The 25,384-nt window shown below is 68.7% G+C and carries 21 protein-coding genes; 12 read left to right on the top strand and 9 right to left on the bottom strand.

The genetic code is table 11. The features are described from left to right. Positions 1 to 113 precede the first annotated feature (113 nt). From E4O86_RS02455 to E4O86_RS02445, 3 genes are read left to right on the top strand one after another with little or no spacing between them, the layout of a single operon-like run. A complete protein-coding gene (locus tag E4O86_RS02455) occupies positions 114 to 944 on the top strand; it encodes an enoyl-CoA hydratase/isomerase family protein (RefSeq protein WP_161138935.1) in 831 nt (276 codons plus the stop codon). After that, positions 929 to 3,079: an acetate--CoA ligase family protein gene (locus E4O86_RS02450; protein WP_161138934.1), complete on the top strand. Its 2,151-nt coding sequence runs from the start codon at positions 929 to 931 to the stop codon at positions 3,077 to 3,079. Before E4O86_RS02455 ends, E4O86_RS02450 begins: the two co-directional genes overlap by 16 nt. Continuing rightward, positions 3,079 to 4,038, top strand: coding sequence for a hydroxymethylglutaryl-CoA lyase (locus tag E4O86_RS02445; protein ID WP_161138933.1), 960 nt, complete (start codon positions 3,079 to 3,081; stop codon positions 4,036 to 4,038). Before E4O86_RS02450 ends, E4O86_RS02445 begins: the two co-directional genes overlap by 1 nt. 333 nt (positions 4,039 to 4,371) lie before the next feature. On the opposite strand, the gene E4O86_RS02440 is transcribed toward E4O86_RS02445, so the two are convergent. Further along, the gene (locus E4O86_RS02440; RefSeq protein ID WP_205520646.1) at positions 4,372 to 5,121 is read right to left on the bottom strand and encodes a GntR family transcriptional regulator; all 750 of its coding nucleotides are present in this window, start codon (positions 5,119 to 5,121) and stop codon (positions 4,372 to 4,374) included. A gap of 353 nt (positions 5,122 to 5,474) precedes the next feature. Here E4O86_RS02440 and E4O86_RS02435 point away from each other — a divergent pair, with 353 nt between their 5' ends. The 9 genes from E4O86_RS02435 to E4O86_RS02395 all read left to right on the top strand — a co-directional run bounded on the left by E4O86_RS02435 (position 5,475) and on the right by E4O86_RS02395 (position 16,197). After that, positions 5,475 to 6,701 (top strand): CaiB/BaiF CoA transferase family protein, encoded by a 1,227-nt coding sequence (locus E4O86_RS02435; protein ID WP_246206123.1) that lies wholly within the window; start codon positions 5,475 to 5,477, stop codon positions 6,699 to 6,701. A 70-nt stretch (positions 6,702 to 6,771) separates the two neighbouring features. Further along, a complete protein-coding gene (gene dctP, locus E4O86_RS02430; protein WP_161138930.1) occupies positions 6,772 to 7,803 on the top strand; it encodes a TRAP transporter substrate-binding protein DctP in 1,032 nt (343 codons plus the stop codon). Between the two features lie 78 nt (positions 7,804 to 7,881). Further along, complete coding sequence (gene dctP, locus E4O86_RS02425) at positions 7,882 to 8,913, top strand: TRAP transporter substrate-binding protein DctP (protein WP_161138929.1); 1,032 nt, start codon at positions 7,882 to 7,884, stop codon at positions 8,911 to 8,913. 54 nt (positions 8,914 to 8,967) lie between these two features. Next, positions 8,968 to 9,528 (top strand): TRAP transporter small permease subunit, encoded by a 561-nt coding sequence (locus E4O86_RS02420; protein ID WP_161138928.1) that lies wholly within the window; start codon positions 8,968 to 8,970, stop codon positions 9,526 to 9,528. Then, the gene (locus E4O86_RS02415) at positions 9,528 to 10,832 is read left to right on the top strand and encodes a TRAP transporter large permease (protein WP_161138927.1); all 1,305 of its coding nucleotides are present in this window, start codon (positions 9,528 to 9,530) and stop codon (positions 10,830 to 10,832) included. Before E4O86_RS02420 ends, E4O86_RS02415 begins: the two co-directional genes overlap by 1 nt. A gap of 131 nt (positions 10,833 to 10,963) precedes the next feature. Next, positions 10,964 to 12,082 carry a beta/alpha barrel domain-containing protein gene (locus E4O86_RS02410; RefSeq protein WP_161138926.1) on the top strand — a complete coding sequence of 373 codons (1,119 nt, stop codon included), beginning with the start codon at positions 10,964 to 10,966 and terminating at the stop codon, positions 12,080 to 12,082. Between the two features lie 19 nt (positions 12,083 to 12,101). Further along, the gene (locus E4O86_RS02405) at positions 12,102 to 13,247 is read left to right on the top strand and encodes an acyl-CoA dehydrogenase family protein (protein ID WP_161138925.1); all 1,146 of its coding nucleotides are present in this window, start codon (positions 12,102 to 12,104) and stop codon (positions 13,245 to 13,247) included. A 29-nt stretch (positions 13,248 to 13,276) separates the two neighbouring features. Continuing rightward, the gene (locus E4O86_RS02400; RefSeq protein WP_161138924.1) at positions 13,277 to 14,515 is read left to right on the top strand and encodes a CaiB/BaiF CoA transferase family protein; all 1,239 of its coding nucleotides are present in this window, start codon (positions 13,277 to 13,279) and stop codon (positions 14,513 to 14,515) included. Further along, positions 14,512 to 16,197, top strand: a complete 1,686-nt coding sequence (locus E4O86_RS02395; RefSeq protein ID WP_161138923.1) for a thiamine pyrophosphate-binding protein — start codon at positions 14,512 to 14,514, stop codon at positions 16,195 to 16,197. The genes E4O86_RS02400 and E4O86_RS02395 overlap by 4 nt, the downstream gene beginning before the upstream one ends. Before the next feature lie 51 nt (positions 16,198 to 16,248). On the opposite strand, the gene E4O86_RS02390 is transcribed toward E4O86_RS02395, so the two are convergent. From E4O86_RS02390 to E4O86_RS02355, 8 genes are read right to left on the bottom strand one after another with little or no spacing between them, the layout of a single operon-like run. Then, a complete protein-coding gene (locus tag E4O86_RS02390) occupies positions 16,249 to 17,121 on the bottom strand; it encodes a glycosyltransferase family 2 protein (RefSeq protein ID WP_161138922.1) in 873 nt (290 codons plus the stop codon). A gap of 22 nt (positions 17,122 to 17,143) precedes the next feature. Beyond that, positions 17,144 to 17,401, bottom strand: coding sequence for an acyl carrier protein (locus E4O86_RS02385; RefSeq protein WP_161138921.1), 258 nt, complete (start codon positions 17,399 to 17,401; stop codon positions 17,144 to 17,146). A 14-nt stretch (positions 17,402 to 17,415) separates the two neighbouring features. Further along, on the bottom strand, positions 17,416 to 18,609 hold the full coding sequence (locus E4O86_RS02380) for a cytochrome P450 (RefSeq protein ID WP_161138920.1): 1,194 nt from the start codon (positions 18,607 to 18,609) through the stop codon (positions 17,416 to 17,418). Then, on the bottom strand, positions 18,606 to 20,342 hold the full coding sequence (locus E4O86_RS02375) for a fatty acyl-AMP ligase (RefSeq protein ID WP_161138919.1): 1,737 nt from the start codon (positions 20,340 to 20,342) through the stop codon (positions 18,606 to 18,608). Before E4O86_RS02375 ends, E4O86_RS02380 begins: the two co-directional genes overlap by 4 nt. Then, positions 20,339 to 21,667: a polysaccharide pyruvyl transferase family protein gene (locus E4O86_RS02370; RefSeq protein WP_161138918.1), complete on the bottom strand. Its 1,329-nt coding sequence runs from the start codon at positions 21,665 to 21,667 to the stop codon at positions 20,339 to 20,341. Before E4O86_RS02370 ends, E4O86_RS02375 begins: the two co-directional genes overlap by 4 nt. Next, positions 21,631 to 22,866 carry a polysaccharide pyruvyl transferase family protein gene (locus tag E4O86_RS02365; RefSeq protein WP_161138917.1) on the bottom strand — a complete coding sequence of 412 codons (1,236 nt, stop codon included), beginning with the start codon at positions 22,864 to 22,866 and terminating at the stop codon, positions 21,631 to 21,633. Before E4O86_RS02365 ends, E4O86_RS02370 begins: the two co-directional genes overlap by 37 nt. Continuing rightward, complete coding sequence (locus tag E4O86_RS02360; RefSeq protein WP_161138916.1) at positions 22,863 to 23,564, bottom strand: methyltransferase domain-containing protein; 702 nt, start codon at positions 23,562 to 23,564, stop codon at positions 22,863 to 22,865. The genes E4O86_RS02365 and E4O86_RS02360 overlap by 4 nt, the downstream gene beginning before the upstream one ends. A gap of 3 nt (positions 23,565 to 23,567) precedes the next feature. After that, positions 23,568 to 25,292: a tetratricopeptide repeat protein gene (locus tag E4O86_RS02355; protein ID WP_161138915.1), complete on the bottom strand. Its 1,725-nt coding sequence runs from the start codon at positions 25,290 to 25,292 to the stop codon at positions 23,568 to 23,570. Between the last annotated feature and the right edge of the window lie 92 nt (positions 25,293 to 25,384).

The following is a 25,384-nucleotide window of genomic DNA, read 5'->3' as shown; positions in this document are numbered from 1 at the left end:
AGTCTGCGATTTGCGGGTCAATCGAGCGCGGGGCAGAGGCCGGCACGCACCCGGCCCGCATCTCGGGCGGAAGCCGGGCGCCCGCGAGCCGCGGTCCCAGAAGGGAGGCAGGCATGAACGAAGCCACAACTCGGGAAGCGGCGAGCCGCGACAACCAAAGCGGGGCGGCTCCGGAACTCCTGGTCGAGACGCTCGGGCACGTCCGCGTCCTCACGATCAATCGTCCGGAAAGGATGAATTCCCTGACGCCGGGCCTCATGGACGCACTCTCGGAGAGCTTCGTCGAAGCGAACATCGATCCGCATGTCCGCGCGGTGATCCTCACCGCCACCGGCGACCGGGCGTTCTGCGCCGGGCGCGACCTCAAGGAGGCGAAGGTCGCCGACGATGCCGGCCAGCCCTACCGATACTTCATGTCCACGCTGAACCGGTTCATCTTCGAGATCATCCTCGAGACCTACAAGCCCACGATCGCCGCGATCAACGGCGCGGCGGTCGCCGGAGGGTTCGAGCTCTGCCTCGCCTGCGACATGCGCATCGCGGCCGAACACGCCGTCATGGGATTGCCGGAGGCGAAACGGGGCCGGGGTGCGCACTTTTCCACCGTCATGCTGCCGCGCATCATCCCGCGTGCCCTCGCGCTCGAGATGCTCTTCCGCGGCGACTACATCGACGCCCGGAAGGCGCTGCAATGGGGGCTGCTCAACAGCGTCACGCCGCGGGGCGGCGCGCTGGAGGCTGCCCTCGAGCTCGCCGGGGCAATTGCGAAGAACGCACCGCTCACCGTCCGGCGCATGAAGGAGACCGCGGTAAAGTCGTCCGGGATGCCATTCGCGGCCGCGATGCGCCTCGACGAAGGCATTAATCCCTATCTCAGCGAGGACAGGATCGAGGGGACGCGCGCCTTCGTGGAGAAGAGGGAGCCGAAATGGAAGGGGCGGTGAAGGCGTTGCAGGCGCCATTTCCCGCTGCACACGTCCCGGCATTCCAGGAGGCGCTCTCGGCGCTGTTCGAGCCGCGCGCGGTAGCCGTGGTCGGCGTTTCCCGCGACCCGATCAAGCGCGGGCGGCAGGTCCTGCGCAACGTGATGCGCGGCGGCTTCCGAGGCAAGGTCTACGCCGTCGGCCGCGATCTCCAGGAGGCTGACGGCGCGGTCTGCCTCGGCGACATCCGCGAAGCGCCCGGTCCGGTGGACGTCGCATTCCTCGCGCTCCCAGCCGACGCGACCTCGCGGGCGCTGCGCGACTGCGCGGAGATCGGCGTGAAGACCGCCATCGTGAGCGCGGCCGGGTTCGCGGAGAGCGCAAGCCCTGGAAGCCGGGCGCGCAATGCGGACCTGAAGCGCACGGTTGCGGAAACCGGCATCCGCGTCGTCGGTCCGAACTGCAACGGCATCTACAATACGGCGAACCGCCTGGCGCTCGGCTTCAATGCCGCTCATTCGGTTGCCCTGCGGCCCGGCGATATAGCCATCCTCTCGCACAGCGGCGCCCTCTTCTCCCTGATGATGGGCTATCTGGAGAGCGTCGGGGGGGGCCTGTCCTGCTTCGTCTCGGCCGGCAACGAAGCCGACCTCGACCTTCTGGACTATCTCGAGTTCGTCCTTGAGCAGGAATCGACGCGGGTCGCCGCGCTGCTCGTGGACGCGATCTCCGACGGAGAACGGCTGCGCCGGCTCGGGGAACGCGCCGCCGGGCTCGGCAAGCACATCGTTGCGCTCAAGGCCGGCCTGACGGAGACGGGTGCGCGCGCGGCACTCGCCCATTCGAGCCGTCTTGCCGGGCAGGCGGATGCTTACCGGGCGCTTTTCGAGGCGAGCGGAATCCCTATGGTTCGCTCGCTCGAGGGCCTGATGAGCGCGGCGGCCATGCTGAGCTTCTTTGGCCGAGCGCCAGGCGGCCTGGCAATCATGTCCACCTCGGGTGCGGGCGCTGCGATTCTCGCCGATCTCGCCGAGCATCACAAGGTGCCGCTGGCCGAGTTCGGCCCGGTGACTCAATCACGCCTTGCGGAATATCTGAGCTTCTCGCAGTTCGGGAATCCTGTCGATCTCGGCGTGTTCGACCGCGCCCGCTCCGGCCCGATCGCGGAGATCGTGGCGGCGGATCCGGCGGTCGGCGCGATGATGACGCCGATCAACGGCATCGATCCGAATTCGGGCGTGCCGACGCTGATCAGGGATCTCGCGTCGGCGCGGGCGCTCTCCAAAAAGCCGTCGGTCCTGGTCGTGCCGGGCGGATTGCAGCCCGAAAAGGCGGCGGGCTATCTGGAGCAGGGCTTCAAGGTCTTCCCGGACACCGAGGCCGCGCTGCAGGGTCTTGCCGCCGTGCTGCATCCGCCGCCGGCCCCGTGCCAAGACGGCATACCGGGCCGCGAGCCGGCCGCGGGCGAACCGCTCCTGCGCCTCGGCCGCCCGCTCACGGAGCCGGAGAGCCTCGCGCTGCTCGCGCGCTTCGGCGTCCCGACGGTTCAGACGGAGGTGTGCGCCGATCTCGACGAGGCGATCGCCGCGGCCGAGCGTCTCGGCGGCAGGGTCGTCGCCAAGGCCGTCGTCGAGGGTGTCGGGCACAAGACGGAGGCCGGCCTGGTGCGCGTCGGCATCAGAGGGGCGGACGCGATCCGGGAGGCGCACAGGGCCTTCGGCGGGGGTCCGATGGCGATCCAGCCTCTCGTCGCCGGCCATCTCGAAATGATCGCCGGGGTGACGCGTCAAGCGGACGTGGGGCCGATCCTCCTTGCGGGGCTCGGCGGCATTCACGCCGAGGCGATCCGCGCGGTCGAGATGTGGTCCATCCCGGCGCCTGCCGCTGCGCTGGAGCGGCAGTTCGCCAACTCCGCGCTCGGCCGCATCCTGCGCAGCCCGCGCTGGCCCCACGCGCGCAGTGCGGATGAGATACTCGCCGTGCTAGCGCGGCTCCAGGATTTCGCGCTCTGGGCGGGCGACCTCCTCGGGGCCCTGGACGTCAACCCCTTCATTCTCCGCGAAGACGGTCTCGTGGCCGTCGATGCCCTCATCATTCCAAGTGCCGCCGCTGAGGCCCGGGCTGGGCGACAAGAAACTCACATGGAGCCGCTGTGATGTCCGACCTGCCGAAGTTTGTCGAGATCTGCGAGAAGGGACCGCGTGAAGGGCTTCAGATCGAGCCTGGGCCGATCGCTACCGACCGGAAGATCGCGCTCATTGATGCGCTTTCGGAGACCGGCGTCCGCCAAATCCAGGTCTGCTCCTTCGTCAATCCGAAGAAGGTGCCCGGCTGGGCCGACGCTGACGATGTCGTGACCGGCATGCGGGTCCGGGAGGGCGTCAGCTATCTTCCGCTGTGGCTCAACGAGCGGGGCCTGATGAGGGCGCTGCAATATCGCAACCGGCTCACCTTCAAGGATGCCATACTGCTCTCCGCATCGGAGCGGTTCATCGAGCGCAACCAGAACCAAAACACCGAAAAAAACATCGCGATCCAAAACCGCCAGGTCGAGGTTTTCCTGGAGAACGGCTTGGCTGTAGACGGCGTCCTCATAATGGCGGCCTTCGGCTGCAATTTCGCCGGCGACATCCCGACCGAGCACCTCGTCGCGACCGTGGCGAAGGCGATCGAGATCGCGGAGGCGCATCAGTGCACTCTGACGCGGGTCTCGCTGAACGACACCATGGCCTGGGCGACGCCGGACACTGTGAAGCGCACCGTCGGCGCCATTCGCGAGCGCTGGCCGTCGCTGCGGATCAACCTGCACTTCCACAATACGCGCGGCCTCGGCCTCGCCAACGTCTATGCCGGACTGGAAATGGGGGTCGACAGTTATGATTCCTCCGTGGCCGGCCTCGGCGGATGCCCGTTCGCTGGCCACCAGGGCGCAGCCGGCAATGTGTGCACCGAAGATGTCGTCTTCCTCTGCGAGGAACTCGGCGTGGAAACCGGCATCGACCTCGAAAGGATGATCGAAGCAGCCCGGCTGGCCGAGGACATCGTCGGACATCCGTTGCCCGGCTCGATCATGAAGGGCGGTTCTTTGGCTCGCCTGCGGTCTGCGATCCGCTGATGCGTCCTGCTGCGCGTCGCGGCGCGTATTGAGAACGACGCGGCTTGGCTGAGGCCGCCCTTGCCCTGCAGATGCCCGGACGGGACGATCTTTCGAATGGATGATGCCGCTCTCCCCTGACGGGATCACGATGCGTCAAGCTGTGATGCGGAAGTCACAACGGGCGAGGGGGCATCCCTGAGTAATTGTCCGTCGAGCGATCAGCTGCGTTGATCATCTCCAGAAGTCCGTCGGCAATCGGAAAACTTCGCCTGCGCTGCAAAGGGAATGTCGGGCCCGCCGGCACCGAGCTGACCGACGGTGTGGAACGACGACCGCGCCGCCTCGCCGCCGTCACGACGCCTTCGCCGCTCCGCCCGCGCCCGCCGGGGCGCTGCCGAGTACGTCGATCGTGCGCGGCTTCTCGTACGCGGTTAGCACCAGATCGCGCATGTGGCAGAGATGGTCGCGCCAGAACTCCTCCACGGCCTCGGGCGGATCGGCCCGCAGCATGCCGACGAGCGCCTCGCGGCTGCGGATGCTGTTCTGCCGCAGCTTGTCGACGCTCGGGCGCCCGAGCGTGCGCTCGGTCACGTGCTCGTGCTGACGGCGAATGAGGTCGTAGATCAGCGAGGCGAGCAGATGGATCGTCTTGTTGCCGCAGTGCTGGATGATCAGCATCGAGAACTCGGCGCTGAGGCCGGCGTAGCGGATGAGGTCCTTCCGCGAGGCTTCGCGCGCGCCCTCGATGTTGGCCTTCAGCGCGAGGAGGGCGTCCGGATCGCGGCGCGCGGCGAGCATGCCCGCTGCGGGCGGCTCGATGATCGTGCGCGCGGTCCAGAGGTCGTCGAGCGAGGTTCCCTCGATCTGCAGGAACACGCCGACCTGGCTCGCGATCGTCCGCAGATCGATCGAGGTGACCTTGGCGCCGCCGTGCTTGCCGCGGGCGATGGTGATGAGCGACTGCGCCTCGAGCAGCCGCAACGCCTCGCGCAGGGTCGGTCGCGAGATTGCGAACTGGGTCTGCAGCGCGTTCTCCGGCGGCAGCCGGTCGCCGGGCCGAAGCTGACCCGTCACGATCTGGCGTCGCAGTTCGGTCGCCACGCGGAGCGCGGCTTTGAGTGGCCTCGGGGCCGTTGCGATCGCCGTCGTTTTGCGCACTGCTGCGTGGTCGGTCATGGAAATCCGCGGGCTGTTTGAGGGGACGGTGAACCGCTGGCGGAGACCGCACCCCGGTTCTGCTACAATGCAGCAGGCAAGTGAAGCCGCCATCCACGCGGCGAGGCTGTTGCCACCCTTGGAAAAGGGTTATACAATTAGAACGTCAGGCAGGCCACCGCTCGATCGGCCTTGCCGCGACGTGTTCAACCTCCGTCAGAGGTCGAAGCTGCACACATGCGAACGTTTCTTCCGCATGCGGACGCGGGCGCGACGCATTCCACCGCCGGCTTCGCGCGATGACGAGTTGCGAGGGATCATCGCCGGCCGCACTCGCGGGCGTCCGGGTGATCGAACTCGGGACCTTCATTTCGGCGCCGTTCGCCGCCGCCCTTCTCGCCGACTTCGGCGCCGATGTCATCAAGATCGAACTTCCGGGCCAGGGCGACCCGATGCGCACGCTCGGCGCCTACCCGCCAGGCGGCGAAAGCGGCTATTGGTGGTCGTCCATCGGCCGCAACAAGCGCTCCGTCGCGCTCGATATTCGCCATCCGGAGGGGCGCGACATCCTCGCTCGCCTGCTCGCGACGACCGACGTCCTGATCGAGAACTTCCGCCCCGGCACCCTCGACCGGTGGGGTATCACCGCCGAGTGGATGCGCGCGCAGCGTCCCGAACTCGTGGTCGTACGCATCAGCGGTTACGGCCAGGACGGCCCGTGGCGCGACGTCCCCGGATTCGACCGCAACGCGCAGGCGTTCTGCGGACTCGTTTACGTCACCGGCGAGCCTGACGGGCCGCCGCAGCAGGCGGGGCTCCCCGTCTGCGACTTCACGGCGGGCCTGTGGGCTGCGTTCGGCGCGGTCACCGCGATGCTCGGCAGGCTGCGGCGCGGCGAGCGGGAGGGCGACGACGTCGACCTCGCACTCTACGAGACGATGCTGCCGTTCCTGAAGGAAATGCCGCAGACCTTCCGCCACGAAGGCATCGTCACCGAGCGGTCCGGCAATACTCCGGGCTACGTCGCGCCGGGCGGCGCCTACCTGACCGGCGACGGCGAGTGGATCTTCGTCAGCGGCACCGGAGACCGTGTCTTCGGGCGGTTGATGACCGTCATCGGCCGCCCGGACCTGATCGAGGACCCGAGATTCAAGCGGAACACCGATCGGGTTGCGAACCGTCCGGCGCTCGACGCCGAGATCAACGCCTGGCTCCGCCGCCACACAACCGCCGCGGCGCTGGACGCGCTGTCGGCGGCGGACGTGCCGGCGGTCAAGATCCAGAGCATCGGCGACCTGATGACTCACCCGCAGGTGGTGGCTCGCGGCAACTTCGTCGACGTGCCCGACCACGACCGTGGCCACGTCTGCCTCGCCGCCCCGGTGCCGCGGCTGCGGCGGATGCCGGCGGCGATCCGCTGGCCCGGCCAGCACCTCGGCGAAGCAAGCGATGAGGTCCTCGCCCGTGAGCTGAACCTGCCACAGGACGAGCTGGACGCATTGAGGGAGCGCAACATCATCGGCTGACCCGGCGCGGTCACGCCGCATCACACGCAGAAGGGCGCAAACAAGAACCCGCGCCCCACGGGAGGGATGAATGAGACTGAGCATCCTTGCGGCCGCGCTCGCGGTCACGACCGCGTTCGCGACAACGTCCGCATCGGCACAGGCGGTCAAGGGACCCAAGGTCAGCTGGAGGATCGCGACGTTCGGATCGCCGCGAACAGGCTTGACGCACATCGAGACGCTCAGGACGTATGTCGAGGAGCAGACCGGCGGCAACTTCTCGATCACCATCGGCTACGGTACGCTCGGGGAGCCGCGCGAGTTCCTCGACCTTCTGAAGGTCGGCGCGGTGCAGGGTGCAACGGTTCAGCCGTCCCTCTCCGGCTCGCGGCTGGCGCTCTATTCGGTGCGCGACCTGCCGTTCCTGCCGCTCTCCGACCCGGACGTGCAGCGCAAGGTGCACGAGGCAGTCCACGCCTACCCGCCTGTCGCCAAGGAGTTCGCGGCCTGGAACGCGATGCCGTTCATGTCGAGCCTGCTGCCGCAGTACGAGCTGATGGGAACGAACGCCAAGCCGGCCGAGCTCGCCGACATCGCAGGCATGCGCATCCGCGCGCTGGGTGGAGCGGGCGACGCCCTCGATCGCCTCGGCGCCTCGTCCGTCAACATGCCGGCGTCGGAGGTCTACGTCGCGCTGGACCGCGGGCTGCTCGACGGCGTCGCGTTCCCCTACTACGCGCACGTCTCCTTCCGCAGCTACGAGCTCGGCAAGTGGATGACGACCAACCTCGCACTCGGAACCACCGCTTTCCCGGTGACGCTTTCGCAGAGCGCCTGGGACGAGCTGCCGCCGCAATACCAGACGCTGCTCAACCAGGCGCGCGAGGTCGCCTACGCCGCGCAGAAGAAGGCGATCCAGGACGACGACGCGAAGTCGCTCGCCAAGATCAAGGGCGCCGGCGTCGAGCTCGTCCAGTTTGCGGAACGTGACCTCGAGGCGTTCCGCGCGGCCGGTGGCAAACCGGTGTGGGACGAGTGGATCGCAGAGCGGGAGGCCGAAGGCCTGCCCGGCCGCGACACGTTCGAGTTCGTCATGTCCGAGGTCGAGAAGGCGCGGCAGTAGCCGCCTGCTCGCTCCTCCGCCCGCCCGGGTTGGCGGGCCACCATGCCCCCGGGCTCCTACTCAGAGGACGTCAGCAGAATGATACCGTCCCTTCGCCTTTCGCTCACCGTTGCCGTCGCCACCCTGCTCGCCGGGCCCGCGCTCGCGCAGGACGCGCTCCCCTCGGTGAACTGGCGCATCGCCACCATGGGTTCGCCGCGCGCCGCGACCACCCACATCGAGACCATCAAGAAGTTCGTCGAGGAGAAGACGGACAGCCGCTTCTCCATCACCATCGGCTACGGCACTTTCGGCGACAGCCGCGAGTTCCTCGACCTCATCAAGATCGGCGCCATTCAGGGAGCGACAGTCCAGGCGTCGGTCTCGGCTGAGCGGCTGCCGCTCTACACCGTCCTCGACCTGCCGTTCCTGCCGATCTCGGGCGCCGAGGAGCAGCGCGCGGTCCACGACGCGGTGCATCTGAACAAGGCGATCCTCCGCGAGTTCGCGGGGTGGGGCGCGTTTCCGTTCATGTCGAGCCTGCTGCCGACATACGAACTGATGGGCAAGGGCAACCCGCCGCAGAAGCTCGCCGACATTTCGGGAATGCGCATGCGCGCGCTCGGCGGCAATGGCGACGCGCTGTCCAAGTTCGGCGCCGTGACCAGCAACATGCCGCCGCAGGAGATGTACGTCGCGATGGACCGCGGCCTAATTTCGGCGGTCGCCCTGCCTTACTACGCCCACGTCTCCTACCGCACCTACGAGCTCGGCGACTGGATGACGACGAACATGGGCATGTCCGGCACCGCGCTGCCGGTCGTGCTCAGCATCGAGGCCTGGGACGCGCTGCCGCAGCAGTACCGCGACGTGCTCATGGAGGCGCGCGAGGCCGCCTACGCCGCACAGATCGCGGCGATGGAGCATGACACCGCAGCGGCCTTAGACAAGATCAAGGCGTCCGGGATGACGCTGATCGAGATTTCGGACGAGGACATGGCGGAGCTGCGCCGGGTCGGCGCGAGGCCGATCTGGGAAGAGTGGGTGGCGAAGAACAGCGCCGCCCACCCTGAGGCCCAGGCACTGCTCGACTTCGTGCTCGGGGCCGCCGACGCCCCGGCCGCGCGGTAGGCCCTGCAGCGGGCGGCCGACAGCCGCCCGCGTACTCACCTCGCGGAGTAGTCCATGGAAAGCGACAGTGCCGCCATCGACACTCTTCCGGCTGAGGTCCCGGTCGTCGACCGGGTGCTGCGGACGGTGGAGAACATGTTCGCAGGGGCGGCTGCGGTGTTCATCTTCGCGCTTATGCTCCTCGGCGTCGTGCAGATCGTCGTGCGGGTCGTCTGGAACCTGCAGATCCCCGGCTATATCGACTATGTCGAGCTCATGATGTCTGTGATCGCGTTCGCCGCGATCGCCTATGCCGAGCGCCTCCAGGCCCACATCCGCATGGACTTCTTGCCCGGTGCCCTCTCGGGCCGCACCCGCGCCGCGTTCGAGATGTTTCTCTGCGCCATCGCGCTCGTCGCGGCTTCCGTGCTCGTCTACGCGACCTGGTTCAGTTTCCAGCGGACCTGGCAGCTCGGCGATTCGACCATGGACATCCGCGCCCCGCTCTGGCCGTCGAAGCTCCTCCTGTGCGTCTCGCTGGCTCTCCTGTGGCTGCGCGTCCTCCTCTCCATGGTGGGCTACGGCCGGCGCTTGGCCGCTCCCAGCATCGGCGCACCCTCCACAAGGCAGTCGTGATGGCACTCGGGGCGTTGGAACTCGGTGGGCTGGGCGCGTTGGGCCTCGTCGTCCTCGGCCTGCTTGGCGTCAGGATCGCGTACGCGGCTGGGCTCGTCGGCATCGTCGGCCTGGTCGCGATGCTGGGGCTCGACGCCGGCATCCGCACAGCGGGAACGGTGCCCTACGGCAAGGGCACCGCCTACACGCTGTCGGTGCTGCCGATGTTCATCCTGCTCGGCTATCTCGCCCAGTGCGCAGGCGTATCGAGAGCCGCGTTCGAGGCGAGCCGGCGCTGGTTCGGCCGCCTGCCGGGCGGGCTTGCGACCGCGACCGTGCTCGCCGTCGCCGCGTTCGGGGCGGTGTGCGGCTCCAGCGCGGCGGCAGCGGCCGTGTTCAGCCGCATCGCGATCCCCGAGATGCTGAAGGACGGCTACACGAAATCGCTCGCGGGCGGCTCGGTCGCGGCCGGGTCGGTGCTCGATTCGATCATCCCGCCGTCCACCCTCCTCGTCGTCTACGCGATCATCACCGAACAGTCGGTCGCCGACCTTCTCGTAGCGGGCTTCATCCCGGGCGTGCTGACGGCGATCACCTACGGGATCATCATCACCATCCTCGCGATCCGCAATCCCGAGATCGCGCCGCGGCTGCGCCGCTACAGTTGGCGCGAGCGCGCCCAGAGCGTGCCCGGCGTGCTCCCGATCGTGATGATCGTAGCAACGATTTTCACGGCGATGTTCTATGGCTGGGCGACGCCGACCGAGGCTGGCGCGCTGGCCGCGTTCTTCATGCTGATCCTCAGCCTTCTCAACCGCAGCTCTCTGCGCGCGCTGCGGGCTGCATTCATGGAGACGGCCAAGCTGACGGTCGTGGTGTTCACGATCGTGTGGAGCATCATGATCTTTGTGCTCTTCCTCGGCTACGCCAACCTGCCGGCGTTCATCTCGGACTGGGTCAAGAATCTCGACGTCTCCCCGACGGTCGTTCTCTTGTTCGTCTATGCTCTGTTCATCGTGCTCGGCATGTTCATCGACGCGCTCGGGATCATGCTGCTCACGCTGCCGATCGTCTTCCCGCTGGTCGTCGGCCTCGGCTACGACCCGGTCTGGTTCGGCGTGATCGTCGCGAAGCTGTGTGCGATCGGCCTGCTGACGCCGCCGTTCGGGCTGTGCTGCTTCATCGTCAGCAGCGCGCATCCCGAAATTTCCGTGCAGACCGTCTTCCGCGGCGTCATGCCGTTCATCGCGGCCGACATCGTGCTCGTCTGCGTCCTCACCGCATTCCCGGAGATCATCACCACCGTGGTGCATCTGGCCCGCTGAGCGAGCCCAGGCAACAGCAGGCTTGCTCGGCCCGCGCTTAATAGTTAGATAATTAGAACTGACAGCGAGGCGCGCATGTCCGGCCCTCGCGACCTTCGACCCCGATCCGAACCCAGACGGAGAGCCAGGACGTGAGTTGGCCGGCTGTGATCTACAGCGAAGAGGTGATGCGCGAGGGCTTCGGCATCGAGGATGTCGGGATCCCGCTCGACACCCGCGTCCGCTTCCTTGAGGCGTTGTCGGCGACCGGGCTGAAGCGCATCACGGTCGGCGCCTTCGTGAGCCCCCGCTTCGTTCCGCAGATGGCGGATTTTGAGGAGCTCCTGCGCCGCTTCCGGCCGCGGGAGGGCGTGACCTACGTCCCGTTCATCCATAACCAGAAGGCGCGCGAGCGCGCAGCCGAGTTCTCCCCGCCGCTGACGGTCGAGGAGGAACTGTGCTCGCTCTTCATCGACATCTGCGACGTTCACCAGCGCCGCAACGTCAACCGCTCGATCGATGAGATCATGGCGTCGTGGCCGCAGATGATCGCCGCCTCCAAGGCGCGCGGTGTGCGTACGGCGCGCGTCGGCATAGCCTCGGCCTGGGGCTCCAATTTCCTCGGCCCGTTCCCGCAGGACTACCGCCTTGCGATGCTGACGCGTCAGATCGAGACGCTGACGGCTGCCGGGCTCGAGGTGGTCGAGATCGGCCTGCACGACTCGCAGAGCTTCTCGCTGCCCCACCTCCTCGAGGCCGACCTCATCGAGATCCGGCGGCGCTGGCCTCGCGTGCGGCAGTTCCACCTCCACATGCACGACGCGCGCGGCATGGCGCTCCCCGGCATCTGCGCGGCGCTGCGCACGCTGGGTCCGGGCGACACGCTCATGATCGATGGCACGCTCGGCGGCATCGGTGGGGGCCAGTACTGCGGCAACGGGCGCGCCTCGGCGATGGCGGCGACGGAAGACGTCATGCACATGCTTGAGGGCATGGGCATCGCGACCGGCGTCGACCTCGACGCGCTGATCGACTGCGTCTGGCGGCTCGAGGCAATCATCGGCCGCCCCGCGTTCGGGCACGTGTCGAAGGCGGGGCCCCGCCCGACCCGGCCGGACGCGCTCTACGACCCCAACCTCCCGGCGGTCGAAAGCCTGGCCGCCGCACGGCACTTCAGGCTCGGCCCGCAAGCCTACGCGGCCGAGGGTTACTCCCCCTGGAAACACCCCATCGCCGGGCCGTTCAAGCGCCCGACCGCGCAGAACGTCTAGAGACGAGGAGACACGCGCCATGGACTTCGGCTTTTCCGACGATCAGATCGCCCTCAGGGACTCGGTCCGCAAGTTCGCCGAGGCCGAGCTTCTGCCGAACTACCAGCGCTGGGACCAGCAGGACGGCTGGCTCCCCAAGGAGTTCATCGACAAGATTGTCAGCATGGGCTTGCTGACCCTGCGTCTGCCGGAGGAGTACGGCGGCCAGGGTGCCTCGTTCGTCGACTGCGGCATCGTCTGCGAGGAAATCGGCCGCGCTGACCACAACATCCGCTACATCATCTCCAACGCCATCCACCTCGGCGAGATGGCGCCCTCCATGCATCCCGAGTTGCGCGCGGAATGGATCCCCCGCATCGCCGCAGGGGAACAGATGTCGCTCGCCTTCACCGAGCCGCGCGGCGGCGCCGACGCCGGCAACATCGTCACCAAGGCTGTGAAGGACGGCGGCGACTGGCTGATCTCCGGCGAGAAGACCTCGATCACCTTCTGCGGCGTCTCGAAGGTCGTGTTCGTCTCGGCGCGCACCGGCGGAGCGGGACCGCGCGGTCTGTCCTTCTTCCTCGTGCCGACGGACCTGCCTGGCGTCTCGAAGTCCGAGTTCAAGCGGATGGGGCAGCGCATCGACCGCGCCGGCAGCTTCTTTTTCGACGAGGTGCGCATCCCCGCGCGCAACATGATCGGCGAGGAGAACACCGGCTTCATCTGGGCGATGACGATCATCGGCTACAATCGCAACTTCGTCCCCCTCGCCTGCATCGGCGCGGCGCAGAAGTCGCTCGAAGAGACGATTGAGTACGCCAAGGAGCGCCAGATCATGGGCAAGTCCATGTCGAAGTGGCAGGCGGTGTCGACCGAGCTCGCGGTGGCGGCGACCAAGCTCGATGCGGCGCGGATGCTGTGCTACCGCGCGCTTTCGCTGAAGGACCAGGGCCTGCGCCACGACACTGAATCGTCGATGGCGAAGTGGTGGGGCGTCATGGTCGCCAACGAGGTGCTCTACACCTGCATGCGCCTGCACGGGCACTACGGCTGGGCGACGTCGCTGCCGTTCGAGCAGCGTTACCGCGACTGCCTCGGCATGGAATCGGCGGACGGGCCGCGCGAGATCCACCACGGCATCATCGCCCGCGACCTGCTCGGCCGCCAACACGCGCCGTTCTGACGCGCGCCGCACCTTCCGAGAGGACGAGAATGAAGCTGCAGGGCATCCGCGTCGTCGACCTCTCGCGCTTCCTGCCGGGTCCGGCGCTCACGCAGACGATGGCCGACCACGGCGCCGAGGTCATCAAGGTCGAGGCGGTGGCCGGCGGGGAGCCAACGCGCGAGATCGGCGAGGCGCGCGACGGCGTCAGCGTGTACTTCGCCAATACCAATCGCGGCAAGAAGAGCCTCGCGCTGGACCTCAAGAGCCCGGACGGCGTCGAGGCCCTGCTGCGCCTCGCCGAGACCGCCGACGTGATGATCGAATCGTTTCGCCCCGGCGTCGCGGCCCGCCTGGGGGTGGACTACGCGGCCGTCGCGGCGCGGGCGCCGCGGATCGTCTACGCGTCCATCTCCGCGTTCGGCCAGACCGGCCCCTACCGCCACCTCGCGGGCCACGACCTCGCCATCGAGGCGATGACTGGGGTCCTGTCCCTGAACCGCGGCAAGGACGGCGCGCCCGCGATTCCGGGCGTGCCTGCGGCAGACGTCATCTCCTCGGCGATGACGCTCTCCGGCATCCTTATGGCGCTCCTGCGCCGCGCGCAGACAGGGCGCGGCGACTATCTCGACATGTCGATGGCCGACTGCCTCCTCACCGGCGTCCTCAACAACCTCGACACGGCGATGGTGCGGCGCGAGCAGCCGGACCTCTCCCGCTCTCGCTCCGTCGGCGGCAACGCGCTGTACGCAGTCTATAAGACCGCGTGCGGGGGGCACATCGCGCTCGGCGGCCAGGAGCCCAAGTTCGCCGCCAACCTCCTCGGCGCGCTCGGCCGCTCCGACCTCGCGGCGGTGGCGAACCTGCCGCCCGGCCCGGAGCAGGATCCCCTGCGTGAGTTCCTGAAGGGGACCTTCGCCACCCGCAGCCGCGACGACTGGGTGAGCTTCTTCGCCGGTAAGGACGTGCCTCTCGCGCCGCTGAAGACCCTGCCTGAGGCGCTCGATGACCCGCAGTTCCGCGAGCGTGGCATAGTAGCGACCGACGCGCGCGGCTGGGACCACATCGGCACGCCAATCCGCTACGCCGACGAGCCGGCGGCGCCGGACTGGCGCGTCCCCGCCCTCGGTGAAGACTCGCGCGCGGTCCTGTCCACGCTCGGCTACGACGAGACCGCGATCAATGACCTAGTGCGTCGCCGCGTCACGGGCGAGCCGAGCACCCTGGAGATCGCGCGCCATTCCGGCTCCGCCGGCAGCGCGGCAGGTGCCGCAGAGGGCGTTTCGTGAGCGAATACACCGTCAGCGATCTCGTCGCTGAGGTCCTTGCCGCGTGCGGCGTCAGGACCGCGTTCGGCATCTCCTCGGTTCACAACATTCCCCTCCTGGACGCGCTGGGGCGGCGCAACGCGATCCGCTTCATATCCTCGCGCGGCGAGATGGGCGGCGGTCACATGGCCGACGGCTACGCGCGCGTTTCGGGCGAGCTCGGCGTTCTCATCACCAGCACCGGTCCGGGAGCCGCGAACGCGGTGCCGGCGCTGGTGGAGGCCCGCTTCGCCGGGAGCCGCCTGCTCCACATCACGAGCCGCAGCGCCACCCGCCTTCTCGGTCGCGACACCGGCTCGGTTCACGACGTGCCGGGGCAAAGCGAGATGCTGGCCGCTGTCGGCAAGGCGTGTCTGCAGGTCCACCGCGCCGAGGAAACGTTCGGCGTCCTCCTCGCGGCGATCTGCGAGGCGCTCTCCGCCCCGACCGGGCCTGCGACGGTCGAGATTCCCGTCGATCTGCAGCGCCTGCCGGTCGCACGACCCGCCAACCTCGACGACCTCACCATACCGCTCCGCCCGCCGCAGGCGCCGTCTCCCACCGACCTCGCCGCGATCGAGGCGCTGGTCCGGGAGAGCCGGCGGCCGATGCTTTGGCTCGGCAACGGTGCCAAGGGCGCGACCGACGGGGCCCTGCGCCTCGCCAATCTCGGCTTCGGCATCGTCACCTCGTGGAACGGGCGCGCCATCGTGCCGGACGACCATCCGGCGACGCTTGGGGCGTTGCACGGCTCCGGCTCGCCTCGCATCGAAGCGTTCTACGACACCGTCGACCTGATGCTGGTGGTCGGATCGCGCCTGCGCGGGCACGAGACGATGGACGGCACGCTTTCCCTCCCTCGCCGCCGCGTGCAGATCGACGTCGATCCGCGCGCTGCCGGCCGCACCTATGGCTGCGACCTCTTCGTCCGTGGCGACGCCGGGCTCGTCCTCGAGGCCCTCGCCGATCGCCTCGTCGCCGCCGGCTACGCGGCGGACCCGCGGCTCCATGCTGACCTCGCCGAGGCCCGCGCGGAGGCCGCCGACGCTTACCGCCAGACGCTCGGTCCTTACCACGACTTCGCGCGTCAGCTTCGCAAGGCCCTGCCGAGCGACTGCGTCTTCGCCCGGGATGCGACCGTTGCGGCGAGCACGTGGGGCCACCGCTTGGTGCCGCTCTACAATCCGCGCGATTCGGTCCACTCGGTCGGCGCAGCGATCGGGCTCGGCCTGCCGCTCGGGATCGGCGCGGCGATCGCCGCCGGCGAGCAGGGTCGAAAGGCCGTCGCCTTGGTGGGCGACGGCGGCTTCGCCCTCTCCATGAACGAGCTCTGGACGGCGGTGCAGCAGAACGTGGACCTCACCGTCATTGTGATGAACGACGGCATGTACGCCGCCATAGGCCACATGCAGGACGCCCTCGTGGACGGCCGCCGGCGCTACCTCGACGTGCTGTCGCCCGACCTCTCGCGCCTAGCGGACGCGGCCGGCATCCCGTGCATCCGCGTCGACCGCGCCGAACTGTTCGAAGAGGCGGTCTCCCGGGCCGTTGCGGTTGCTGGTCCTGTGCTCGTCGACGTCGACATGCGGGCCATCGGCGCGGCCCCGGCGTACTGGTCCTGGAGCCCCCCCAATTCGGAGAAGTCCTCGGCGCCGCCGAGATGACACCTGGAGCCGGCTCTGCGTGCCGCGCCCAGCGCCCCCCCAGGCTCGCAGTCAGGCATCCAGGCAGAGCTGCCCGGATCGGGTATCGAAAACCCAGCCGCGGTCACGAACCGGCGTGAGGGGCCGCTTCCGGATCCTGAAATATTCGCGGCTGATCGCCTTGCCGACGTCGATCGCGTAGTTCGAGGCGTTGCTCGACACCCCGCCATGCACCTGGTGGAAGGTCGCCTCGCCCTTCAGCCGCACCAGCTGCACGCCGGGCAATTCGCAGGCCCTGATGAACACGTCGGGATTGGCTGCTCCTCCCCCCGGGCTGTCGAACTGCGGATCGTAGCCGCCGAGTTCGTCCCACATCGCGCGGGTCAGGAACAGGGCGTTGCTTTCCAGCATCGGCCCGAGCTCTCCGGCGTGCCAGACCGGCGTCGCAATCTCGAACAGCCGGTCCCCCTCGGCCGGCCAGCCGATCGACGCCAGCAGCCGATCCTCCTCTGCCTGATCGTAGCCCTGGCGCACGGTGACGTACTGCCGGCCGGGACCCAGATGGTAGTTGGGGGAGGCGATCACCGGCCGCGGATGGAGGCGTGCGGCCGCGATCGAAGCGCCGACGAGCCCCGGCGATGCCAATCTCGCGCCGTCGATCCACGCGCAGATCAAGGGCGCCCGTGCCAGCGACAGGCCGAAATTGAGCGCCGCGACCGGAGAGGGCGACGGATCCGGGAAGACGTGGACCGCGATGTCGAGGCCGAGATGGTCGAAATCGCGTGCAGCGGGCGGGCGCGCGGAGCCGTTGTCCACGACGATGATCTCGCACGTTCCGGGGGAACAGCAACGCTGATAGGCCGGAGACAGCGAGAGCAGGGTGCGCGGAAGCTCGCGTGCCATCTCGTGGCTTATCACCACGATGCTTGCGGCGGGCTCGGTCATCGAGGTGAAGCGCCGGGCGCGGTCAGGCCGCGAGGCCGGCGGCGCGCAGCGCGCTGATGAGGCCGTCGACCGAAGGTTCCTCGAAGAACAGGGACGGGTCGATCTCGACGTCGAACTCCTCCTCCATCACCCCGGCCATGATGACGGCCTCGGCGGAATCGAAACCGTAGCTGTCGAAAGGCTCGGAGGTCGGAAATGTCTCCTTGTCCATGTCGAGCACGGACGAGATGTAATTTACAATCCACGCGCGAAGAAATTCCGCGTCGAGTGCCTGTTTCATGGCTTCGTAGGCCTTCATTCCGGAAGGGATCTCAAGATCAGGTCCAGGCGCTCAAGGCGTCTGAATGCGGGATTCTGCTGCCATCGCGGTGTCGGATCGACAAGCTCCACCCGGGCCGAGGAAAGGATTTCCTCGACCAGGATCCGGGTCTCGAGCCGGGCGAGCGCAGCGCCGATGCAGGCGTGGGCGCCGACGCCGAAGCCGAAGCTCGCCGGGCCGCGGCGGTCGATGTCGAACCGCGCCGGATCCGGGAAGACCGCGGGATCGTGATTGGCCCGTTCGAGATCCGCCGCGAGCGCCGTCCCCGCTTCGAAGGAGCGTCCGCCGAGCGTGATCTCCGACCCGAGAACGCGTCCGTTCACGCGCCGGACCGGTCCGGCAAGTCGCAGCACTTCTGCCAGCGCCGGCGCGATCAGGGCGGGATCGGCGCGCAGCCGCGCCTCGACGTCAGGATGCGCGTGGATCTGGTGGAGCGCGGCGCCCATGAAGGCGGAGGTGGTCTCGACCCCCGCAAAGACGAGGAAGAACGCAAGCCCGGCGATCTGGCGCGGCGTGAATCCGAAGCCGTCGGCGTTGAGCCGCATCATGAGCGCGAGCCCGGCGGTGCCGTCCGCGGCTGCCGTCCGCATGTCCTCTTCGATGAGCCGCTCGATCGTGGCGGCTTCGGTTTGCAGCAGGTCGAGAATCCGCATCGGCAGGGCCGGGAGCCAAGCGCCTATGATCCGTCCGCCGGAGGCAGCGATCGCTTCGCCGGTGGCGGGCGAGAGGCCCAGCGCCTCGGTCATGACCGCGAGGGGCATGCGCATGCAGATGGCCTGCATGGCCTCGGTGCGGCCGCCTTCGCGAGCCTCCCCGACGATCGCCCTTGCGATCCGCCTGAGCGCAGGCTCCGAAAGCGCATTCCTGAGCTCGGCCATTGTTCGGAGCAGGAAGCGGCGGCCATCGGTGTGAAACGCCGCGTTGCGGTAGAACAGGGTCGCCGCGAGCAGGCTGGAGAGGCTGGCGTAATCGCGCCCGCCGCTGGCTCCGAGCCGCGCGATCCGCTGGTGCATCTCGATGACCTCGACCGCCGGATGCCGCAGGAGCCGGTCGACGTCGACGTAGCGGGAGACGCGCCATGCCCGCTCGACCGGCATCCAGACCGGCTCGTCATCCTCCAGGTGCAGCCCCTCGCCAAGGTCCTGCGTCCCGAGAAGCGCGGCCGTCATGCGAAGGCTCCTTCGGTCGACCGGGAGCGCCAGCTGTAGCCTGCAAGGCTGCCTTCCAGGTAGAGCGCCCGGCAGGCGGACCGGCGGATCTTGCCGTTGATGGACCGCGGTATGACGCCCGGCCGCACCAGCACCACGTCGGCGGGCACCAGGCCGTGCAATTCCCCGATCGTCGCCCGAAGCCGGCGCACCAGCAGCTCCCGCTCGCCTTCGGATTCGGCCGTGCGGGCCATCTCGCAAACCACGACCAGGCTTTCTCCGTCTTCCTCCTCGATGCCGAAGGCCGCGGCTGCTGCGAGCCCGGCCCCCGTCTCCGGCGCCAGCGCGGTCGCTTCCACGTCCTCTGCATGAACCTTCGTGCCGCGGACGACGACCATGTCGCGGCTGCGGCCGAGCACGAAGAGTTCTCCTGCCACGATCGCCCCGATATCGCCGGTCCTGAGGTGGCGCCGGTCCTCGATCAGGGTCTCGCGTGCCGGATCGGGGCGGATCATTCCGGCATCGGCATCCCAGAAGCCCGGGCTCACGTGGTCGCCGGCGACGCAGATCTCGCCCGGTTGGCCATCGGCGGCGGGCGCGTCCCCTGCGCCGAGAATGGCGATCCGGGAGCCTCCGAAAGCGCGGCCGCAAGAGACCGTCTCGGCGGCAAACCTCCGGGTCCGCAAACCGGATCCAGGAGGACCGCTGCTGACGAAGAGGGTGGCCTCCGCCATGCCGTAGCAGGGATGGAGCGCCTGTTCGGAGAAGCCTGCAGGCCTGAGGGCGTCGGCAAATCGTCTCAAGGTGCCGGCGCGCACCGGCTCGGAGCCGCAGAAGGCCACCCGCCAGGCCGAGAGGTCGAGCCGGCGCGTGCTCGTCTCGTCCAGTTTCCGGCAGCAGAGGTCGTAGGCGAAGTTCGGCCCGCCGCTCGAACTCGCCCCGAACGCGTGGATCGCACTCAGCCAGCGCGAGGGCTTCTGCAGAAAGGCGAGGGGCGACATAGAGAGGCACCGCCCGCCGAGATAGAGGGCCTGCAGAACCGAGCCGATCAGTCCCATGTCGTGATGGAGCGGCAGCCAGTTCACCACGACGAGATCGGCGCTGTGGCCGAACGCCTCCCGGATCATGGCCTGGTTGGCCATGATGTTGCGATGCGTCACGCCGACGCCGCGGGGGTCCGACACCGAGCCCGAGGTGTACTGGATGAACGCGAGTTCGTCCGGCTTCGGCCGCCGGAGATGCTCGGCGGGGGTGCTATCCAGTGCTTCCGTCGGGGTTATCACGAGGCAGGCCGCCGGCAGATCCCCGCCCAGCGCCCGACAGTGCGCGCCGTCCGGTACGATCACTGCCGCCGGCCGGAGGCTGCGGATGATCGAGCGGTTCCGCTCGAGGCTGCGCCGGCCCTCGATGCCCGGCGCCGGCGCGGCAAAGGCACCCGCATAGAGGCATCCGAGAAAGCAGCGCAGAAAGTCGAGCCCCGACGGCAGGCTGAGGAGAACGGCCTTTCCGGCGAGCCCGGCGCTGCGGAGGCACCCGGCGACGGCCCGCGCCTGCCGGTCGAGTTCGCCATAGCTCACCTCCTCCGCGATCCGTTCGCCGCGGTCGAGATGGGAGAGGGCGGTTCGCTGCGGGTGCGCCGCTGCGCGACGCCGGATGAGGTCGACGAGCGTGTCGGCCGTCGGGTCGAGGAGGACATCCGGTACGGGGAAGGGCGGCCGAAGAATGTCCGGTCCGCCGACAAGGTCGAGCGTCATGCGGAAGCACCGGGGCGTTGATGGGCTCGCGACCGGAGCATGGGCGAGAGCAGCCAGGCCGGACCGAACGGCGTCCGCAGGCCCAGCCGAACGACGGTGCGGAGAAAGGCCGCCCGCGCGGCCCGGCTCCGGGCGGGATTGCTCAGCGCGGCGGCGATCGCGGCCCAATGCCGGTCAAGTCGGGCGTGGACCTCGTCCGGGATGCGCGCGCTCGGACCTTCGGCGAGCGCGGGAGGGACGGCGTCCAAGGCCGCGCACCAGTCGCCCTTGAGATCGCCGCTCCGGCCGATCTGCGAGACGAAGCCCGAGAACTTCCGGTGCCGTGGGCGCGCGACCAGCAAACCCGGCACGCCGTACGCCGCCGCAGTGATGTAGCCGTGGAGCGAAGCACCAACATAGAGGTGCGCGTGGGAGATGAGGGCGGCAATCTCGCGGGGCCCGGCAGGATCATCGAGAGGCAGCGCCGACACTGTGAGGCGGTCGTTCAGCTCGCGCACCATGGTCGCGTCGCCAAGCCCCGGGCCTATCGCGACCAGCGCCGGCGTGAGGCCGGTCCGCGCGGCGATACGGTCAATCTCACGCGCCAGCTCCGCGAGCGAGTGCTCGCCAAGCGACCTGTCTCGCAGGTGAATGGCCCAAATGCGGACATCCGGTCGCGCACCCTTGCGCTCCAGAAGCGTGCGATAGACGGCGGCGAGCCCGGCCTTCGGCCATAACCGGGCGAGCTCGGCCGCGCTGTCCGGGACCACACGGATATCCGCCCGGCTCGAGGTCTCGAGCGCGAGAGACCGGCTCATCTCCTCGCGCACGCTCACGTAGTCCGACGCGTCGAGGGCCGAGCCGAGAAGGCTGCGCCAGTGGCCGGCCAGGGGATGCGGCAGCCCCGGCGCATTCCAGAGGATCGGCACGTCGTGCACGGCTGCGGCGAGGGCCGGCCCGAGCCAAAGGCCGGGTGGCCCCCAGGCGGCCAGTTCTCCGCGATCGGCCGTTTCGGGTGAATTGGGCAACAAATGGTTTCCGCGCACGCCGCCGTAGACGATGTTTCCGCCGCCGATGAGCACACCTGCGGGTTGCCCTTCCTCCGCAAAGAGACCCTCCAGCGCAATGCACGGCGTCGTGTCCGCCCATCCGCAGGAGCCCCCGGCGGGGGTGACCGGCTGGATCCGGTAGCCGTACTGCGCGAGGCGACGGTCGGCGAGCAGCGGGAACAGAAGGTCGCCGTAATTGCGGAGGTCGAAGAGCCCCGCCATGAAGACACGGCGGCCGTGGTCTCCTGCCGATTGCCCGATCATCGGCGCGCCGACACGAACGGCTGGAAGGCCCATGCGGCTCCCGCTCCTCCGATCGCCGACCGCAGATAGTCGACGAGAAAGCGCCGGCGCCGCTCGGCGGCCTCACGAGTATCCTCCAGCGCGCGGCCGATTTCCGACCAGTGCTGGTCGAGCGCCATTCGAACCGAGGCCGGAATCCGGGGCGACGGGGTCGCCGCCATGTGGCGCTCGACCGCATCGAGTGCGCTCGTCCAGTCCTGGGCGAGGTCGCCCCGGCGGCCGAGCTGGCTCACCAGCCCGCCGAACTTCCGGTGTGCCGGCCGCGCGACCATCACGCCCGGGACGTCATACGCGCAGGCCGTCACATAGCCGTGCATGGAAGCGCCTACATAGGCCCGGCTGAAGGCGATCGCGGCAGCGATCTCCTTGAGGCTCGTCGGATCGTCGAGGCGGACATGGCCGCAGCGGAGCGTATCCGAAAGCGCGCTGACCGCAGCCGCGTCGTCCAGGCTCCTCCCGAGCGCTATGAGAAGCGGCGTGACCTCCCACCGCGCAGCGATCGCGTCGATTGAGCGAGCGAGATCGGCAAGCTGCAGCTGGCCGAGCGTGCGCATTCGCAGGTGAACCGCCAGCCAGCGGGTGCCGGCGGAGATGCCCTTGCGAGCCGCGAGCGTCCGACAAGCATCCGCCAGAGCTTCGCGGGGCCACGCGCGGGCAAGTCCGAGCACGGTGTCGGGGACGACCCTTATGTCGACGCCCTCGTGCTGCCCGAGGAATTCCAGGCTCCCGGGGTCCCGCACGCTGACGTAAGTGGCGGCCCTCAGCATCGAGCCGATGAGTGCCCGCCTGCCGGCGCCGCCGAACGGCACCGGAGCGCCGGGTGCGTTCCAGGCGACCGGCACGTCTCGGAGCGCAGCCGCCGCCGTAGCGCCGAGCCAGAGGCCGGCATAGGCCCAGTCCGCGACTCCGGCGCTCTCATACTCGGAAAGGACGCTCGCCGAATGGTGATGGACGATGTATCCGCCGCCTATCAGGATGCCCGCGATCGGCGCCTCTCCGCTCATCATCTCGGCGACGGTGACGGGACGCGGAGCATCCGCCAGTCCGGTCACCGCTGCGCCGGTGGGGGAAACGGGAACGACCCCGAACCCCCTTGATCCGAGTTCATGAGCTGCGACGATCGGGAACAGGAGATCCCCGTAGTTCTCGACGTCGAAAGTGCCCGTGACGAGCACGCGTCTGGCGTCGCTCATGGCAGCGGTCCATCGAGGACGTACCACTGCCGCCAGCCGAAGCGGGACCGGTACGGCGCTCCGACGGCGATCACGCTCGCCCGGCCTGCCCCGGCGCACATGCGCAGCATTGCATCGTGGCTCGGCCAGAAGGATTCCTCGTTGTCGATCGAGGACCAGAGGTCGCCGGTTTCCCGACAGAGCGCGCCGTCGTAGCCGTCGAGGACGACCGGACGCAGACGCTCGCAGGCCGCGGCATCCGGGTCACTCGGATCGTAGATCTCGGTGTCGATCACGGTGGCCTGTCCGGCTGTCCGCCGAAGGAAATCCCGCTGCGCCTGAAGCGGCAGGTGGTAGGTGAGGCCGATCGCCAAGACCACGTCGAAGCCTGCCGTATCGAAACTGCGGACGTCGCCTTCGATCCACGCGACTTCCGGCCGTGCGCGGCTCGGCTGCTTGCGGCCGATGGAAAGCGCATCGGCGAGAGTCCATTGCGGCCGTGCGTCGACGGCCGTCACGGAGAAGCCGCGACGCGCTGCGATCTGAGCGAACAGGCCGTGCCCGGCACCAAGATCGACGATCCGGCGGCTCCCGGGTTCGGGCCAAAAGCGGTCGAGCAGGAACTGGAACGCCTGGAGCCGGTGAGCGAGCGCGGCGAGCGCCTCGTGCGGACGCGGAGCGGTTGGGCGGGTTGGCCCGGCGAGAGCAGCGATCCGCACGCGTCAGGCATCCCCGCCGACCGCCCGCGCGACGATCGCCAACAGGCGTCCGGCCGCGATGGTGGGCAACACTGTATTGTGGCTCGCCACGCCGGGAACGGTCTCTAGCCTCGCCTGGGGAAGGCCGAGCAGCCTGTTCTGCTGGCCGATATCCTCGACGTTCTCCGCGCCGGCGAAGTGCCAGACCGTCATGTCCGGATTCGCCCGGACATCCGGCAGGACATCGCGCTGACGCTCGGAATAGCGCCGCATGAAGGCGAGCCCGACGCGGCGCTTGGAGCGGTCCGGCCGGTCGTCGGTCGAGTACAGCTTGCTCGGTCCGGAAAACGAGACCGCGGCCGCCGCGCCGAGCCGTGCGCCGTAGCGGATCGCTGCAAACCCGCCAATGCTGCTTCCGAGGGTCACGATCCGCGGCGCGGCGAGCTCGCCTGCCATCCTCTTCAGGCTGTCGGCCATCGCCGGCTCGCTTTCGCCCAGCCCGCGGGTGCCGTCCAGGAAGGCAGTCTGCCCAAGGTCGCGCAGGTACACGATATTGGCCGGCAGCTCGGACAGAAGAACGTCCAAGTAGCCGTACGGCAGGTTACCGAACTGGTTGTGCAGCCCGGGGAATACGATCAGCGTCGCCGCGGCGCCATCCCGACATACGATCCGAGCGGCCCGCGTGGGGTCGTCGGCCAGACGCGGCCGTGCGATCCAGTCCTCGAGCGGGCGACTGCGGAGAACGGAAAGCATGAGCTGGGCGTTGGCATGGAATTCGTCCGAGCCGGGCCCGATCGTCTCCAGCGCCTTGATCGCCGCCTCGGGCTCCCGTGCCTGCAGCGCTGCCAGCGCGAACGACCAATTCGCGACCTCGGTGAACTCCACGTGATCGCGGGCGGCTTCGACTTGGCGGAAGATGTCCCGGAAGCGGTCGGGAGACATCGGCATGCCGACCAGCGCCCTCAGGAGGGCAGGTGTGCCCGGCGCGAGTGCCAAGGCCGCGGCGAGCCGGTCGGCAGCCGCGGAGATATTGCCTTCCAGGAATTCGATCTGCGCCAGGCGCAGCAGCCATTCCGGATTGGTCGGCTCGCGTTCGGTGAGCGCGGCCGCTCGGGCCCGGGCCTCGTCGAGCCTGAATTCCTGCACGAGAAGCTGCATCAGCTGCGATGTCTGGACTTGCGACAGGTCGTTTGCCCGCTCCACGCCCATCAGCCTCTCCAGAGCGCGTTCGGGCAGTCCGAGCCGGGCTTCGGAAATGGCAAGCCGACCCGATTCCCCTGGCCCCAGCGGCCGCGTCGCCTCGAGCCGCCGGACGAACGCCTCGATCTCGCCGGCGCCGCCCGCATTGGTGAGGTCGGCCAGAATGCCGGCCTTCTGCTCGGGGGTCAGCTCGCTCGTCCACAGATGCCGCTCAAACAGATCGCGCGCCTCATCGGCGCGCCCCGCGGCGGCCAGCACCCTGCACAGAAGAGCCGTGACGGAGACGTCGTCGGGACGCGTCTCGAGAATGGCACGGCACGCGGCTTCCGCTTCGGGGAGTCTGCCCTGCATAAGAAGCAGGCGGGCCTCCAGCCGCCTGGCCGGAAGGCGGTTCCGCCAACCTGGTTCGGCGCTGTCGAGGATGCTTTGCGCCGTGGAGAACTCCCTGGCGGCCATGGCGCGCTGCAACGTCTCGAAGAAGGCCATGAAGGGCTCGGGCGTCGCCCGAGCCTCCATCCCCTCGACCTGCGGTTTCAACAGCTCAGACATGCTACTCTGCAGTGAATTGGTGCGCCTAACGTGCCCTCGGTCGGCCGCTGGTTCAAGTCAAGCTAAGGTCGCTCAGCTTATCGTGATTTCGG

This window comes from Propylenella binzhouense, assembly GCF_009866965.1.
Lineage (GTDB): Bacteria > Pseudomonadota > Alphaproteobacteria > Rhizobiales > Afifellaceae > Propylenella > Propylenella binzhouense.
Note: the sequence above shows the minus strand (reverse complement) of the source record. Positions and strands in the feature narration are given on the sequence as shown.

Coding starts and splice junctions, on each gene's coding strand:
- E4O86_RS02455 (WP_161138935.1), top strand. CDS start 114: ATGAACGAAGCCACAACTCGGGAAGCGGCGAGCCGCGACAACCAAAGC.
- E4O86_RS02450 (WP_161138934.1), top strand. CDS start 929: ATGGAAGGGGCGGTGAAGGCGTTGCAGGCGCCATTTCCCGCTGCACAC.
- E4O86_RS02445 (WP_161138933.1), top strand. CDS start 3,079: ATGTCCGACCTGCCGAAGTTTGTCGAGATCTGCGAGAAGGGACCGCGT.
- E4O86_RS02435 (WP_246206123.1), top strand. CDS start 5,475: ATGACGAGTTGCGAGGGATCATCGCCGGCCGCACTCGCGGGCGTCCGG.
- dctP (WP_161138930.1), top strand. CDS start 6,772: ATGAGACTGAGCATCCTTGCGGCCGCGCTCGCGGTCACGACCGCGTTC.
- dctP (WP_161138929.1), top strand. CDS start 7,882: ATGATACCGTCCCTTCGCCTTTCGCTCACCGTTGCCGTCGCCACCCTG.
- E4O86_RS02420 (WP_161138928.1), top strand. CDS start 8,968: ATGGAAAGCGACAGTGCCGCCATCGACACTCTTCCGGCTGAGGTCCCG.
- E4O86_RS02415 (WP_161138927.1), top strand. CDS start 9,528: ATGGCACTCGGGGCGTTGGAACTCGGTGGGCTGGGCGCGTTGGGCCTC.
- E4O86_RS02405 (WP_161138925.1), top strand. CDS start 12,102: ATGGACTTCGGCTTTTCCGACGATCAGATCGCCCTCAGGGACTCGGTC.
- E4O86_RS02400 (WP_161138924.1), top strand. CDS start 13,277: ATGAAGCTGCAGGGCATCCGCGTCGTCGACCTCTCGCGCTTCCTGCCG.
- E4O86_RS02390 (WP_161138922.1), bottom strand. CDS start 17,121: ATGACCGAGCCCGCCGCAAGCATCGTGGTGATAAGCCACGAGATGGCA.
- E4O86_RS02385 (WP_161138921.1), bottom strand. CDS start 17,401: ATGAAACAGGCACTCGACGCGGAATTTCTTCGCGCGTGGATTGTAAAT.
- E4O86_RS02380 (WP_161138920.1), bottom strand. CDS start 18,609: ATGACGGCCGCGCTTCTCGGGACGCAGGACCTTGGCGAGGGGCTGCAC.
- E4O86_RS02375 (WP_161138919.1), bottom strand. CDS start 20,342: ATGACGCTCGACCTTGTCGGCGGACCGGACATTCTTCGGCCGCCCTTC.
- E4O86_RS02370 (WP_161138918.1), bottom strand. CDS start 21,667: ATGGGCCTTCCAGCCGTTCGTGTCGGCGCGCCGATGATCGGGCAATCG.
- E4O86_RS02365 (WP_161138917.1), bottom strand. CDS start 22,866: ATGAGCGACGCCAGACGCGTGCTCGTCACGGGCACTTTCGACGTCGAG.
- E4O86_RS02355 (WP_161138915.1), bottom strand. CDS start 25,292: ATGTCTGAGCTGTTGAAACCGCAGGTCGAGGGGATGGAGGCTCGGGCG.